We start from the raw sequence: 14,701 nt of genomic DNA, 5'->3' as shown, positions 1-14,701 counted from the left end.
CATAGGTATCTACACATTTATCGTGATACCTGTTATTACTTTGCAGAATGATTTCAACCTATCTGTTGGCGGGATTGACTCTCGCCTTACCCGCCGATATCAGACGCTGGTTAAACAGCATATGACGCCCGCGGCTCTTCTTGCTTCTGCGGTTAAAGACCTCGCAAGTGCTCAAAAATCAACTTTCGCAACTACCCAAGCTGTCTGGCGTTTTCTGAATAATAAGCGAATTAGCTTCAGTCAACTCAATGAGCCAATTATTTCGCTAGCACTTGAGCAAATTTCGCTTAGCCCGCATCCATACGCTCTCGTTGTTCATGATTGGTCACGTTTACAATTTCTTTACCATCATGCCAAATACGGACGCTTAAAAATGACGCACGGTGGCGATGTTGGATATGAACTTCAAAGCAGCTTGCTGGTTGATGCTGGCACGGGTTTGCCAATAGCGCCTCTATCTCAGACACTTACCGATGCAACCGGTTGTCATTCAACGTTGGCGGAAGGACTGTCCGAACGGCAGACACATATGGACGCCTTGACGACCGATATTGCCCGTGTGGAATCGCTTAATATAGGTAAAAAGCTGATTCATATAATTGATAGAGAGGGTGACTCTATTGGACATATGCGGACGTTGAGTACTCAAGGAATATGCTGGCTTATCCGAGGAAAAGAAGGACATGGTGCAGAGTGGCAAGGTAATTCATTGAAAATTGGTGAGATTGCTGCTCTTCTGCCATACAACGGATGCGGACAGGTAGACTGGAAAGGGAAAAAAGCTGATATGGAAATCAGTGAAACCTCGATAGTCATAACCCGAGCTGCGCAGCAGAAGCGTAAAGATAAAGAAACCGGCCGCCGCATAAAAATCCAACCTGGAGAGCCTCTGACGGTCAGATTGGTTGTTGTTCGGCTTACGGATGATCTCGGTAATGTGGTGGGACGCTGGACGCTGCTTACAAACGTTTGCAGCGAGATCACCTGCGAGGAAGTAGCTCGTTGGTATTACTGGCGCTGGAATATTGAATCATTTTTTAAGTTGCTGAAAGGTGCCGGACATGACGTAGAAACATGGCTTCAGCGCAGCGCGCCAGCCGTACTACGCAGGTTGTTAATAGCCAGTATGGCTGCTGTTCTGGTATGGCGGCTGCAACGCGCTGAAGGAGAAGAAAATGCGGCAGCCCGCCAGCTGATATGTCGCTTGTCAGGACGACAGCAAAAGCGAGGCCGCAGAGAGAGCGCTCCTGCTCTGCTCGCTGGCTTATCCATCTTGTTGAATACACTAAAATTATTATCGGAATATAGTCTGGAAGAACTTACTCATTTAGCGAGAGTTGCTCTTAAGCCTCCTCCCTGATGTGTAGATACCTATGCCCTTAATGCCCGGCGGCAACGATAGCTGGCGTTTGCCGGTTCCGTGCATCGCCGGCCTTTAACAGGCCCAGGTGCGCCAACCGGTAAATCCCGGGCAGTAGTACGCCATCCGGCGCACTGGCGCGTAACACGCCGCGCAATTTTCGCCATCAGCGTTGCCGCAATCCCAGATCCAGCGGCGTCTTGCTGCGCTCGCCGCCGATTTCCCGCGCCAGCCGTGGCACCAGATAGCCTGAAACTTTCTCCAGTAGCTGCTGCATAATCTCCCTTGCTTGCTTATCTTCTACCATAAAATGCGCCGCCCCCTGGACCCGATCCAGAACATGCAGGTAGTAGGGCAGAATGCCGGCGGCGAACAAGGCTTCACTCAGCGCCGCCAGCGTGTCGGCGTTATCATTGACCCCGCGCAGCAGGACGCTTTGGTTAAGTAAAGTCACCCGCGCATTGCGCAACCGTGTCATACTCTCGCACAGAGCGGCATCGATTTCGTGCGCATGGTTGATGTGCGTTACCAGCACCACCTTAAGCCGGCAGCCGGCCAACCGCTGGCACAGGCGTGCGGTAATACGGGCCGGAATCACCACCGGCAGCCTGCTGTGAATGCGTAGGGTGGTCAGGTGGGGGATCTCCTCCAGCAGGCAGATAAGCTCATCCAGCTCGTGATCTTTAGCCATTAACGGATCGCCGCCGGAAAGGATGATTTCATTCAGTTCGGGGTGCTGGCGAATATAGGCTGCGGCGCGCAGCCAGTTTGTTTTGTTGCCCTGATTTTCCTGATAGGGGAAATGGCGCCGGAAACAGTAGCGGCAATTGACCGCACAGCCGCCTTTTACCAACATCAGCGCGCGGTTAGGGTATTTGTGCAGTAATCCGGGTACCACGCTGTGCTGTTCGTCCAGCGGGTCGGTGCTGTAGCCCGGCGCCAGAATGAACTCCTCGCGCGCCGTAATCACCTGGCGCAGCAGCGGATCGTCCGGGTCGCCCGTCACCATGCGCGCCGCAAAAGCGCGGGGGACGCGGAACGGGAACAGGCGCCGCGCCTCTGCGCCTTCGCGCAGGCCGGAGTGCCCCTCAAGCCTGAGAAGCTGAAGAAGGTGCACAGGGTCGGTAATGACATCGGCAAGTTGATGTAACCAATCTTCTCTAGCGGGCGTATTTCGGGTTATAATATGTGCCATTTTTTGGCTTAATTACCAAGTTTATATTAAGAGGACCACCATGGCGTCTTATAGTACCAATGAATTCCGTTCCGGTCTTAAAATCATGCTTGATGGCGAGCCGTGCGCGATCATTGAGAATGAATTCGTGAAGCCCGGCAAAGGCCAGGCCTTTAACCGGGTTCGTCTGCGCAAGCTGGTTTCCGGCAAAGTGTTGGAAAAAACCTTCAAATCTGGTGACTCGGTGGAAGCCGCCGATGTGATGGATATGAACCTGACTTATCTGTACAACGACGGTGAGTTTTGGCATTTCATGAACAACGAAAACTTTGAGCAGCTGGCTGCCGATGCCAAAGCGGTGGGCGACAATGCCAAATGGCTGGTGGAACAAGCCGAGTGTGTGCTGACACTTTGGAACGGCCAGCCGATTGCCGTGACGCCGCCTAACTTCGTGGAACTGGAAATCACGGAAACCGATCCGGGCCTGAAAGGCGATACCGCCGGCACCGGCGGCAAGCCGGCCACGCTGACCACCGGCGCGGTGGTGAAAGTGCCGCTGTTTGTGCAGATTGGCGAAGTGATTAAAGTGGATACCCGCTCCGGCGAGTATGTCTCCCGGGTCAAATAACGCCGTACGGAAAACCCCGCCCCGAGGCGGCCGTCGCTAATTTTGGCATGGGTGAAATGTGAGACTCAAGTTGGCAGAGATGACCAGAATATTGCTGATCGCTACTTTGGCGTTAACGGTGTTGAGCGGGTGTAATACCACCCGCGGCTTCGGGGAAGATGTGCAGCATCTCGGCGGGGCGATTTCCCGGGTAGCTAGCTGATTACAACGCGTAAAAAGTCTGAAAGTGCGCCTGTTGGCCGCCAAAAACGGATAGTTAAACTATGCTTATAGTGAATCACGTTTGGTGTTCATTATAAGGATAATATTATGTTGAAAAAAACTATCATTGCCCTGTTATCAGTTATGGTGTTGTCTTCTCTGACCGCGTGTAACACGACCCGCGGCGCCGGCGAAGACGTCTCTGCGGGTGGTGAGGCAATTCAGCGCGCAGCACAGTAACGGCACGCCGGTAATTAATCCGTTTCACCTTGGTCTACGGCACCCTGTGGGTGCCCGGGGTGATTCTGCACTGGTGATGCCCGTGGGGTGGTAAGGCCATACGCGGTGTTTGGCCGTATCCCTTTGCTTGCTTCGACTTGTCACTGCTCCGTTCCCCTGTTATCCCCTATTCGCAATGTTATCCAGGATCGCCCACGCATCACTGCCTACGGCTTTCTTGCCGCAATGAGCATCTGTTATTCCGTTTATGGAGGATTATCCATCACGCGTTATTCCTCTGGCACCCTTATCTTCCCGGGTAATTTGCACTAGCGTCAATCTTGTTGCCGCCACAGCACTCTAGGGGCCTGCTTATGCGGCAGGGGGGCGTGTACCTGCTGTGGTGGCGCAATCACGGCCTATGTCGACGGTGGCGGCATGTCCTGCTGGACCCAAATCAGGTCATCCACCGGGAAATCAAGCGTCCTTGCGGTGCGCACCAGCGCTTGCCTGGTCGGCTCGTCCAAGGTTGGGGTACGCGATAGTAGCCAGAGGTAATCGTGGCTCGGTCCGGCAACCAGTGCGTAACGGTAATCTTCATCCAGTGCGATAACATGATAACCGCCGTAAAAGGGCCCGAAAAACGACACCTTTAGCGACGCCGTCTGCGGCGAGCCAAGAAAGCGAGCCTTACCAATACTCTGCCGCCAGCGTTGTTTAGCCGCGGAGTATCCGGTATTAACGACTTGGAGACTGCCGTCAGGCTGCAGGGCATACCGAGCGGTGACATGACTCAGACCGCGTTCAAACCTGTGGTCGAGACGGGCAATTTCATACCAAGTGCCCAAATAGCGATCGACGGTAAAATGATCAACCGGTTTCACGCCGGCGGGCGGCGATACGCTGCAGGATAAAGACAGTAACGAAGAGAGAAGCAGCGAAAGGTTTCTCCATACAGCCATAGCGCATAATCCATGAGGGAAATGAATGTTAAGTGTAGTATTCCGTCGGCAATGGCGTGCCGGGATGATAAAAAAAACCGGGAGGGGCGACTGACGTCAAGCACGCCATGTAGTTGTATTAAGAATGGAAAGCGTTAATGCGCGGCCTGACAGCACGCGATCAAGGTTGAAAAGCGCGACGGTGATGTTTGTTTGCGCTCAAAGATACGGGTAGACTGCATCCCCTGTTTAACGGAGGGAAAGCTATGAACGATTCGGCCAGCTGGCAACCAAGCGCGCCTATTGCCAATTTGTTAAAGCGTGCTGCTATTGTGGGCCAGGTCCGGCGTTTTTTTAGCGATCGCGGATTACTCGAAGTGGAAACGCCGGCCATGAGCCAGGCTACGGTAACAGATATCCATCTTGTACCTTTCCAGACGTGTTTTATCGGACCAGGAGCGGCCGGCGGCATGCCGCTGTATTTAATGACCAGCCCCGAATATCACATGAAGCGCTTGCTGGCGGCGGGAAGCGGCCCTATTTTCCAGCTATGCCGCAGTTTCCGTAATGAGGAAGCCGGCCGTCATCATAATCCAGAATTTACCATGCTTGAGTGGTATCGTCCCCATTACGACATGTACCGTCTGATGAATGAGGTCGACGATCTGTTGCAGCAAATCCTCGATTGCGACAGTGCGGAAACGCTCTCCTATCAGCAGGTCTTCACCCGCCATGTGGGCATCGATCCCTTGTCGGCTGACAAAGCGCAGCTGTATGACGCGGCGGTCAAATGGGATCTTGGTGAAGCGGCCTCGGCGGAGGACGATCGCGATACGCTTTTGCAATTGCTGTTTGCAATGGTGGTGGAACCCAATATCGGCCACGATAAGCCGGCTTTCGTTTACCATTTTCCCGCCTCTCAGGCCGCGCTGGCGGAAATCAGCACTGAAGATCATCGGGTTGCGGACCGGTTCGAGGTGTATTTCAAAGGTATCGAGCTGGCCAACGGTTTCCGTGAGCTGACCGACGCGCGCGAGCAGCGTCAACGCTTCGAGCAGGATAATCGCAAGCGGGCGGCGAGGAAGCTGAGTGAGCAGCCTATCGATGAGAATTTACTGGCGGCCCTGGCTCAGGGGATGCCGGAATGTTCCGGGGTAGCATTGGGCGTCGACCGGCTGGTCATGCTGGCGCTCAAGGCCGAGCGCTTGAGCGATGTGATCGCGTTTCCGGTGGAGCGCGCCTAAGCGCTATCGCCGTTAACGCTTGCCTCGACGAGTGCCGCCGGTAGCGTCGGGGCTCCCCCGTGTATCCCGTCGCCGCCGATACCCCATGCGCCCGTCGGCCCGCTGTTCTGACCACGCGGTACCGGCGGGGTGGCACCCCTGCCGCGACGTTTAGCCGCCTGGGGGGAGTGGCGGCACCCCTGCCGCGACGTTTAGCCGCCTGGGGGCGGGTGGCGCCACCCCGGCCGTCAAAGCGAGCCGCTTTCCGGCTTGATGCGGTTGCCGGGGGTATTATCAGCCTTAATCTGATCCCGACGCAGCTGGAACGGCGGGAAGGGTAGTTCCATACCGTGTTCGTGGTAGCCTTCCAGTATGAGCGCGTGCACCTGATGGCGCAGCGGCATCCGATGCCCCATCTCTGCCGCGTGCATCCGCAGCTCAAACAGCGGCAAACCCTGCTGCAAATCTACCAAAAAGGCCTCGGGCGCCGGCAATTCCAGCACCAGCGGACAGCGGCGCGCCGCCTGCACCAGAATATGGGTCACCTGTTCAATATTGGCGCCCGCCGGGGCGGGCACGCTCAGCACCACGCGGGTGACGGTGTCGGACAGCGACCAGTTGACGAATTGTTCGGTGATAAACGCCTTATTGGGCACGATAATTTCTTTCCGATCCCAGTCGGTGATGGTCGTGGCGCGGGTATTGATCCGGGTAATATTGCCGGTCAGGTTACGAATGGTCACGGTATCGCCAATGCGGATCGGTTTTTCAAACAAGATCATCAAACCGGAAATAAAGTTGGCGAAGATCTCCTGCAGTCCAAACCCCAGCCCCACGCCCAATGCCGCCACCAGCCACTGCAATTTCGACCACTCGATGCCTATCATGGAAAAACCGATAAGCCCTCCCAGCAGCAGCAGACCATATTTGGTCAGCGTGGTAATGGCATAACCGGTCCCGGGGGTCAAATCCAAATGCTGCAGCAGCGCCAGTTCAAGCAGCGCGGGTAAATTGCGCACCATTTGGGTGGTGATGATCAATACCAGAATGGCTATCAGCACGGCACCGAGCGTAATCGGCTGAATGCTGTCTACCCCCTGATTTGTCGAGGTGGCGTCCCACAAGGTGATGTTTTCCAGGAAGCCAAATGCCGAATGCAGCTCTGACCACAGTAAAATCACCGATAACAGCGCAATCAGCGTCAGAATCGAACGTACCAGCTGCAGCGATTGCGCGCTGATGGTATCGAGATCCAGCACCTTCTCATCGACCTCGGCGGCGACCTCATTCAGCTGCGATTGCGACAAATCTTCTTCATTGCGCGCCCGCTGGGCCAGCATTTCCGCGCGTCGCTGTTTGGTACGCTCAAATGCGATGCGGCGCCGCTGAATGAACATCCAGCGGCGGATAATGTGATAAATAATCAGCAATAAAAACCAAATCGATACTGAGGTTTCCAACCGCGCCAGCAGCGCTTGCGCCGTCGCCAGATGCCCCAGGCACGCTGCTGCGGCGGCGACGATAGGCGCGCAGATCATCAGATTCCATAACGAACGATTGACGACATTATCGCCGGCGCCATGCTTATCGAGGTACAACGGCAGGCCGGCGCGTTTCAGGCTGCTGGTGACCAGCGCCAGACAGGCGCATAACAGCAGAAAGCATAATCGGCCCAGGGTGCCGGCAAACTCCCGTTCGCTGTAATTATCAAAGGAAATCAGCGCCATTATCAGCGGGACGATCATGCCAATTGACAGCGTGTAATAACGCAGTGCCCGTTTCACCTGCTGCTTTGGCCAGCCGAAATGCACCACGAACAGCCCCTGCGGGCGGGCGAAGTGAGCGCACACCATAAATATCCACAGCACCGGCACCGTGGCGCTGACGCCGTCGCCAATGGCGACCGCCACCGGATAGGGCCAGGCGTGGCGCAATCCATAGCCCAGCGCCGCCCACAAGACCGGCAGCGGCAGGGCGACCAGCACCGACCAGAACACGTTGCGCAGGGTCAGGGAAAAATGGTCCTGATTGACTTTCCCCACCCGGTGGCTGGATCGATCGAGAAAAGCATGATAGTGCCGGCGCGAACTGAGGCTAAAGCCGACCAGCAGTAGCGCCCCGAACAGCGGAATGAGCGTTTCCTGGCTGGTCAGCATCATGCCCAGCGCGTGGGTCAACTGGCTGAAGGTGTCCAGGGTGACCAGCCGGCGCAGATCAAGTCCTACATGCAGCGGATAGGAAAGCGTAATCGGGCTCACGTCGGCCACCCAGAACAGGTAACGGTGAGCGGCTTCCTGGATCTCGTTCATCGCTTCTTCAAGCTGGCTATTGGCCACCTTAAGCTTGGTGAGCTCCAGAATCTGGGTGTCGCACCCGGTCAGCAGCGCATTGAGCAGGTTGCGCTGTGTGGCGAGCTGCGCGTCGAGAATGCGGCGCTGCGCCGACGTCAGCGGTGACCCGTCGTCCTGCGCGCCCTGAGCGAGCTGCGGCAGCTTGTTCATCAAGTCTTCAAAATGCAAGCGCTGGACGCGCAGCTGGGCCATATCGCTGTCAAGCTGCTGCGGCTTCGGCATCTCCGGCAGCCTGGACACTTGGGCGCGCAGGTTTTCCCCCAGCGCCGGCGATTCATCCAGCCATTGTGCCTGCTCGCGCAGCGTGGTGAGCGCCTGACGCACCTGCAGGGTTTGCGAGGCGGCCTGACGCTGCTGCGAGGCGATAAGATCCATGCGCTGCGCCTGTTGATTCAGCGCGGTGGAGAGTTCGCGATTGGTTTGCAGCGGGGTGCCGATCGACTTGGGCAGCTCGCCGACCTGTTCCGCCAGCATTTCAGTATGTTCAATCGCCTGCTCCGCCTCCTGCTGACGCAAGCTATTAAGCTGATTGCGCAGCGCCTGCTGCTCCTTATCCGCGCGATCATGGCGTTTTTTCAGCAGTTCAGCGCGCAGGCGTGATAACTCCTGGCGGTTATTGGCGCTCAACTGGGCGAGATCCCACTCTTCCACCTTCAGCCGGCGGGCGGCCTGTTCCGCCTGTAGCGCGGTGGCCTGAGCCTGTTCCAGCGGCGAGCCCGGCGTGGGTAGCGCCTGAAGCTGCTGTTCCACCTCGTTCAGCGCTCTGCGTGCTTCGGTTTGTTGCTGCGGCAGCAGGCCCAGCGAATCGCTGATGGCGCGCGCCAGGTCTTGCTCTTGCTGTAGCTGGCCGGTCAAATCCAGCAATTGACTGTTGGCCTGTAACAGCCGTTGATTGAGTTCGCTGCTGGCGAGTTTGGGGCTGAGCGCGGCGGGTTCGTCAGACTCGCTGTCTTTTTCATCGCGCAATTGACGGGTGAGCGCCGGAAAATCATCGATAGCCTTCTGATATTCGCTGATTTTAGCGCTGGACGCTTTGCCTTCGGCGATGGCGCTCAGCGCTGACTGTAGCGCCTCGACAATCGCCGCCTGGTTTGGCGCGTTTTTATCGTCCTGCGCCTGCTGCAGATCTTTTTTGATCTGCCCCTCGTCAGGCAGATTGGCGGCGAAGGCCGGGGAGGCCAGTAGCCACCCCAGAAGAAAAATCGTAATCAGGCGCAAGGTGAAAACTCTCAAGTTAACCGTAGGTGAATCAGGTCAGCGGGCTGTCGGTTTGCGCGATGCCGTGGGCCAGTCGCTGACCGACGCGGGTGACGTAGCGGGTATACAGGTGTTCGCCCAGCAGCACATTTTTGCCGGCAAACAGATTGATGACGGTAGAACCCAGCTTGAAGCGCCCCATCTCCTGACCTTTGAGCAGCACCACCGCCCCGTCGGCGTCCGCCTGAGGGTAGCGCCAGCGCTTGATAATCCCCTGCCGCGGCGGCGTGACGGCCCCCGCCCACACGGTTTCAATGCTGCCGACAATGGTTGCACCGACCAGAATCTGTGCCATCGGGCCGAAATCGGTATCAAACAGGCAGATAATCCGCTCGTTGCGGGCGAACAGATTGGGGATATTGGCCGCCGTCAACGGGTTTACCGAAAACAATTCCCCCGGCACGTACAACATTTCGCGTAACACGCCGTTGCAGGGCATATGCACGCGATGATAATCGCGCGGGGCAAGATAGGTGGTGGCGAAACTGCCGTCGCGAAACCGGGCGATCATGGATTCATTGCCGGCCAGCAGCGCTTCTAAGCTGTAGTGATGCCCCTTCGCCTGGAACACCTGCTCGCCCTCAATGGGGCCGAGCTGGGAAATGATCCCGTCCGCCGGCAACACCAGCACGGCGGGGTCGGCATCAATGGGCCGGGCCTCATCGCGCAGCGGCCGGACAAAAAATGCGTTAAAGGTGGGATAGGCGGCCACATCCTGCTGCTGTGCTTCCTGCATGTCGACTTTATACCAGCGGACAAACAGCGTAATGACACCGCGGGTTAACCAGCCGCCGCGGCGTTCAGCGCCCCAACCGGCCAGCTCCGTCAGCCAGCGCTTAGGCAGTAGGTGTTGTAAAGCTATCTTTATCCTGTCCAGCACGGGGACCTCGTTCCTGTTATGTGTTTAGCCCAAAGGGGCCGCATTGTACCGGCGGCGGCGTGAAAAGTCAGCGATCGGGCCATCAAAACGACTTACGGGCATTGACCTGGGCCATACTGTCGAGGATGCGATGGTAATTATCGAACCGCTCGCGGGCGATGGCGCCGCTTTCTACCGCGCCGCGAATCGCGCAGCCGGGATCGGTATCATGCCGGCAATCGCGGAATTTGCAGGTGCCCAGATACTCCCTGAATTCGATGAAACCGCGGGCAATAAGTTCCGGCGCCAAATGCCACAGGCCAAATTCGCGCACCCCCGGAGAATCAATCAGATGACCGCCATGGCTGAAATGATACAGCCGGGCGGTGGTGGTGGTGTGCTGGCCGAGCCCCGAGTTATCGGAGACGTTATTGACCAGAATCTTTTCGTGCTCCGGCGGCAGCAGCGCATTAAGCAGACTCGATTTACCTACCCCCGACTGGCCGGCAAAAATACTCGTGCGCCCGGTCAGCGCCTCCTGAAATGGGTCCATCCCCTCGCCGGTATGGCTTGACACCATCAGCACCCGATAGCCTATGCGACGATAGATAGCCATCTGCCGCTCCACTTCCATGCGCGAGGCAGCCGTCAACAGATCGATTTTGTTGAGTACGATGAGAGGCTCGACTTCCACCGTCTCGCACGCCACCAGATAGCGATCAATGATATTCAAAGACAGCTCGGGCAAAAGGGCGGAGACAATGACGATTTGATCCATATTTGCCGCTATCGGTTTAACGCCATCATAAACATCGGGCCGCGTGAGCACGGAACGGCGCGGATGAACCGCCTCCACGATACCGCTGACGCCGGTCGGTTGTTCGCTGCCGGCGCGCCAAACTACCCTATCGCCCGTGACCAGGGATTTGAGCGTGCGGCGCAAATTGCAGCGATAAATGCGGCCCGCGGCATCCTCTACGTCGGCATGCATGCCAAACCGGCTGACGACCACGCCCTCCTGGGACTCGCCCAACGGCTGGTCGTCCCATTGCGCCGCGCCGCGCTCGCGCTGCTGCAGGCGGCGTTGATGGTTGGCCTGTACCCGGCGCTCCTGACCTTTGGACAGTTTATTTTTACTCACTGCGCCTCACTTAGTACGGATGAATCGCCCGTGGCGATGAAAACGGCTATCATACAGAGTATTCTACCAGATAAGCCGTAAAATCCCTTTCTACGAGAAAATCATGCCGGTAAATGATAACAACCTGATTTGGATCGATCTGGAAATGACCGGGCTGGATCCTGAACGCGATCGCATTATCGAGATAGCGACGCTGGTCACCGACGCGAATCTGGCTATTTTAGCGGAAGGTCCGGTATTGGCCATCCACCAATCCGACGCGCAACTCGCGTTAATGGATGACTGGAATGTCCGTACCCACACCGCCAGCGAGCTGGTTGAGCGAGTGCGGCAAAGCACGCTAAATGAAGAGGCGGCGGTGGCGCAGACCTTGGCCTTTCTCGCCGACTGGGTGCCCGCTGGCAAATCGCCGATTTGCGGCAACAGCATTGGCCAGGACAGGCGCTTTTTGTTCCGCTATATGCCGGCGCTTGAGGCGTATTTCCACTATCGTTATCTGGATGTCAGTACGTTGAAAGAACTGGCGCGCCGCTGGAAGCCGGAAATCCTGGCCGGGCTAAAGAAAAATAATACCCATCAGGCGCTGGACGATATCCGCGAATCGGTGGCGGAGCTGGCTTACTATCGCGAACATTTTATTCGCCTGTAGTGCTCGACGTTAAAATCGGGGGAGGTGTGGTCATTTTTGCACCAATCGCACCGCATAAAGCCCTTTTTAACGCTGAAAGGCTTGCAGCGGGGCAGGTTTGCCGTATAATTCGCTCCCCGTAACGTCAGACTTTCGCGTTACGCCCAAGCGGGAATAGCTCAGTGGTAGAGCACAACCTTGCCAAGGTTGGGGTCGCGAGTTCGAGCCTCGTTTCCCGCTCCAAATTCTTCTCTGGAACGTTTCCATCGTTCGCCGCTGACGCTGCTTTCAATGCCTGCGCCGCTTTCAATGCCTGCGCCGCTTTCAATGACTGCACCGCTTTCAATGACTGCACTGCTTTCAATGCCTGCGCTGGTTTCAATGCCTGCGCCGCGTTCATCGATTGCGCCGCTACCGCTGCATTTATTGCGTCCTTCGCTACCCGTGTTTTCCGTAGTTACAGGGTGTTAGCTGCGGCGTGCCGCGCTTCGGCGTTTAGCGTCAGGTCAGGTTGCCGCTAATGCATCCACCTCGCAGGACATCGTCTCTTGCAGCGGTTCGCCCAGGCTAAGCCGGATATACAGTTCCGCCTGAGTGTCGGTGCTAAACACCGGTTGTGAGGTTGGCTCGGCGGCAGGTTTTATCGGCAGAAAATTGCAGGTTTTGCTCGCAAGCTCCATATAATTACCAATATCAAACCGCATGTAATTGTCGTAGTGGGGCAGCAACCGGAACATTTCATCGAAAGCGAACGAGGAGGAGCATAGCACGCAATCCGAGACGTCGAAGGAGATGGAAGCGACGCCGGAGCCGTCCTGGCCATTCTCTACATACGGCAGCCAGACGACATCCACCGTGGCCACCAGACTGACAAACGCTTCATGGTCATATTCGCCCATGAAGAATACCCGGTCTTCGAGTTTCGCTTCTTCAATCTTTGCCTGTAGTAAATGAGTGTAATGGCTTACCGGTTCATTTTTCCTAATGCTCTGCGGATGCTGGCGTCCGAATAATAACAGTTTATAATTGCGCGGCAGGCAGGCTAGTGCTTTGATTGCCAAAGTGTGGCCTTTATATTCATTGATAAAGCCGAACATGCCGATAATTTTTACCTCCTTGCCAAATCGATATTTACTGCGGATAGCGTCCATAAGATCCGGCTTTATCTCGGTAGTGTCATCGACGATTTTCAGCGGGTGAACCGCGACATTGCGGTAGTTGTGGTACATCTCAATCTGCTCGCGGGCGCGTAGCGTATGAACAATGATATTAATATTGCGCTGCTTCAAATAGTGAATAAGACGATGGTTAATCCGCATCGGGATATTCTGCCTGAGCGGCTCGACATACAGCTGCAAAGCGCGCTTGAACGACAATCTCAAGGCCATTTTGATCGCTTCGCGCTGTGTCGCGGTTTCGCTCAAAAGTCGGGGACTGTGCAGCGTGATACTGGTATGGGGATTGGCATCAAGCAGCTTACGGGTGCGGCGAAGAATATCGCCAGGCAGCGAGCCGTACAAGCCTGATTCAAACTGGATATTCACCCCGTCAAAGGTCTTGAGGCGCGCGCAAATCTCATCGATATGGTCATCGGCTCGGGCGGATGGTCCGACTGGTCGATTGGGTGAGCAGCAAATTAAGGCCCAGACACTCTACGTGATAGCCCATACGGCGCATAGAGTTCACCAATATTTGGGTGAAATATGCATTGCCACAACTTTCGGCGAAACTCGATACGATGGCGATTTTTTTCATTTTCGGATCCTGTCAATATTTAGCCGATGCCAGTCGACGGTTTTCGCGATGGCATCATTAAGGTTGGACGAGGGGTGAAAGCCGAGGGCGCGCAGCCGGCTGACATCGACACTGCGATTGGCGACACCTATTGGCGCGTCGGCGTCCCAGACGATATTCAGGCGGGATTGATAGCAGAGGTTAATTGCCGCGACCACCTGCGCCAAGGTGTATTCGCAGCCGCTGGCAATGTTAACCATACCGCTACCGTGCAGAAAGGCGTGCAACGCCGCCGCGCCGGCCTCTTCGCTGAACATGAAATCGCGGCTGGTTTCCGGCCGCCCCCAGACATGGAGGCAGCGGTCCTCTCGGCGCCAACTGGCGGCGGCTTTTTCAATTAACGAGGGGATGACATGGCCGCAGTGGATATCAAAGCGGTCATTAGGGCCGAACAGGTTAGTAAAAATACCGTAGCAGTAATCAATATCATATTCCCGGCGCAGAATTTCCAGATAGCCCAGCGCATGGCGTTTTGCCATACCATAACCATATTCGCCGGCGTGAGGCGCCCCGGTAAAGAAATACGGCTCGGTTAACGGCAACGATTGGTAAGGGTAGCCATAGCCGGCGACGGTACTGGCAAAAAAGATCTTGCGTACCGGATATCGCTGACAGGCGAGAAGCAAATGCTGGTTAATTAACGTATTGGTCGCGATTGAATAACCCCGAGTTTATTAGAGAGTAATTTTGGCAATACTACGCCGCTTCCTCTGATGCTAATTGCAAAGCGTAATAGTTCATTTCGGCTTCAGTAGGAGGGATGTAACCCAGCCGCCCGAGCAGCCTTCTGTTGTTGTACCAGTCCACCCAGTCCAGCGTGGCCAACTCCACTTCCGTCCGGTTTTTCCAGCTCCCGCGGTGGATAACCTCCGTTTTGTACAACCCGTTGATACTCTCTGCCATCGCATTATCGTAGGAGTCGCCG

At 56.1% G+C, this 14,701-nt stretch carries 14 protein-coding genes and 1 tRNA gene; 7 read left to right on the top strand and 8 right to left on the bottom strand.

The annotated features are described in order from the left end of the window. Positions 1 to 1,360 (top strand): flagellar biosynthesis protein FlhF (locus CINSTRO3249_RS05775; protein ID WP_254304262.1); only part of this gene is annotated, 1,360 nt, incomplete at its 5' end. A gap of 166 nt (positions 1,361 to 1,526) precedes the next feature. Here CINSTRO3249_RS05775 and epmB read toward each other — a convergent pair. Then, a complete protein-coding gene (epmB, locus tag CINSTRO3249_RS05770; protein ID WP_074012552.1) occupies positions 1,527 to 2,555 on the bottom strand; it encodes an EF-P beta-lysylation protein EpmB in 1,029 nt (342 codons plus the stop codon). Between the two features lie 40 nt (positions 2,556 to 2,595). Between epmB and efp the strand changes: the two genes are divergently transcribed. The 3 genes from efp (at position 2,596) to CINSTRO3249_RS05755 (ending at position 3,603) form a co-directional block, all read left to right on the top strand. Beyond that, a complete protein-coding gene (gene efp, locus CINSTRO3249_RS05765; protein WP_074012551.1) occupies positions 2,596 to 3,162 on the top strand; it encodes an elongation factor P in 567 nt (188 codons plus the stop codon). Between the two features lie 79 nt (positions 3,163 to 3,241). Then, positions 3,242 to 3,364, top strand: a complete 123-nt coding sequence (locus tag CINSTRO3249_RS05760; RefSeq protein WP_074012553.1) for an entericidin A/B family lipoprotein — start codon at positions 3,242 to 3,244, stop codon at positions 3,362 to 3,364. Between the two features lie 107 nt (positions 3,365 to 3,471). Further along, positions 3,472 to 3,603, top strand: coding sequence for an entericidin A/B family lipoprotein (locus tag CINSTRO3249_RS05755; RefSeq protein ID WP_074012550.1), 132 nt, complete (start codon positions 3,472 to 3,474; stop codon positions 3,601 to 3,603). Positions 3,604 to 4,001: 398 nt separating this feature from the next. Here the strand turns inward: CINSTRO3249_RS05755 and CINSTRO3249_RS05750 are convergent, their stop codons facing one another. Further along, positions 4,002 to 4,544, bottom strand: a complete 543-nt coding sequence (locus tag CINSTRO3249_RS05750) for a lipocalin family protein (protein ID WP_074012549.1) — start codon at positions 4,542 to 4,544, stop codon at positions 4,002 to 4,004. A 245-nt stretch (positions 4,545 to 4,789) separates the two neighbouring features. Between CINSTRO3249_RS05750 and epmA the strand changes: the two genes are divergently transcribed. After that, positions 4,790 to 5,767: an elongation factor P--(R)-beta-lysine ligase gene (epmA, locus tag CINSTRO3249_RS05745; RefSeq protein WP_074012548.1), complete on the top strand. Its 978-nt coding sequence runs from the start codon at positions 4,790 to 4,792 to the stop codon at positions 5,765 to 5,767. A 227-nt stretch (positions 5,768 to 5,994) separates the two neighbouring features. On the opposite strand, the gene mscM is transcribed toward epmA, so the two are convergent. The 3 genes from mscM to rsgA all read right to left on the bottom strand — a co-directional run bounded on the left by mscM (position 5,995) and on the right by rsgA (position 11,354). After that, positions 5,995 to 9,315, bottom strand: coding sequence for a miniconductance mechanosensitive channel MscM (mscM, locus tag CINSTRO3249_RS05740; protein WP_074012547.1), 3,321 nt, complete (start codon positions 9,313 to 9,315; stop codon positions 5,995 to 5,997). 31 nt (positions 9,316 to 9,346) lie between these two features. Next, on the bottom strand, positions 9,347 to 10,234 hold the full coding sequence (asd, locus tag CINSTRO3249_RS05735; protein ID WP_074012546.1) for an archaetidylserine decarboxylase: 888 nt from the start codon (positions 10,232 to 10,234) through the stop codon (positions 9,347 to 9,349). An 82-nt stretch (positions 10,235 to 10,316) separates the two neighbouring features. Beyond that, on the bottom strand, positions 10,317 to 11,354 hold the full coding sequence (rsgA, locus tag CINSTRO3249_RS05730; RefSeq protein ID WP_074012545.1) for a small ribosomal subunit biogenesis GTPase RsgA: 1,038 nt from the start codon (positions 11,352 to 11,354) through the stop codon (positions 10,317 to 10,319). 103 nt (positions 11,355 to 11,457) lie between these two features. Between rsgA and orn the strand changes: the two genes are divergently transcribed. Next, complete coding sequence (gene orn, locus CINSTRO3249_RS05725) at positions 11,458 to 12,003, top strand: oligoribonuclease (RefSeq protein WP_074012544.1); 546 nt, start codon at positions 11,458 to 11,460, stop codon at positions 12,001 to 12,003. A 147-nt stretch (positions 12,004 to 12,150) separates the two neighbouring features. Then, positions 12,151 to 12,225 (top strand) — tRNA-Gly (locus CINSTRO3249_RS05720). A gap of 263 nt (positions 12,226 to 12,488) precedes the next feature. On the opposite strand, the gene CINSTRO3249_RS05715 is transcribed toward CINSTRO3249_RS05720, so the two are convergent. The 3 genes from CINSTRO3249_RS05715 to CINSTRO3249_RS05705 all read right to left on the bottom strand — a co-directional run. Further along, the gene (locus CINSTRO3249_RS05715) at positions 12,489 to 13,526 is read right to left on the bottom strand and encodes a glycosyltransferase (protein ID WP_074012543.1); all 1,038 of its coding nucleotides are present in this window, start codon (positions 13,524 to 13,526) and stop codon (positions 12,489 to 12,491) included. 207 nt (positions 13,527 to 13,733) lie between these two features. Then, positions 13,734 to 14,432: an NAD-dependent epimerase/dehydratase family protein gene (locus tag CINSTRO3249_RS05710; RefSeq protein WP_256381641.1), complete on the bottom strand. Its 699-nt coding sequence runs from the start codon at positions 14,430 to 14,432 to the stop codon at positions 13,734 to 13,736. A gap of 40 nt (positions 14,433 to 14,472) precedes the next feature. Beyond that, the coding region (locus CINSTRO3249_RS05705) for an integrase core domain-containing protein (protein ID WP_143146879.1) at positions 14,473 to 14,701 on the bottom strand (229 nt) is incomplete at its 5' end.

Source organism: Candidatus Sodalis sp. SoCistrobi (assembly GCF_900143145.1).
GTDB lineage: Bacteria > Pseudomonadota > Gammaproteobacteria > Enterobacterales > Enterobacteriaceae > SoCistrobi.
Note: the sequence above shows the minus strand (reverse complement) of the source record. Positions and strands in the feature narration are given on the sequence as shown.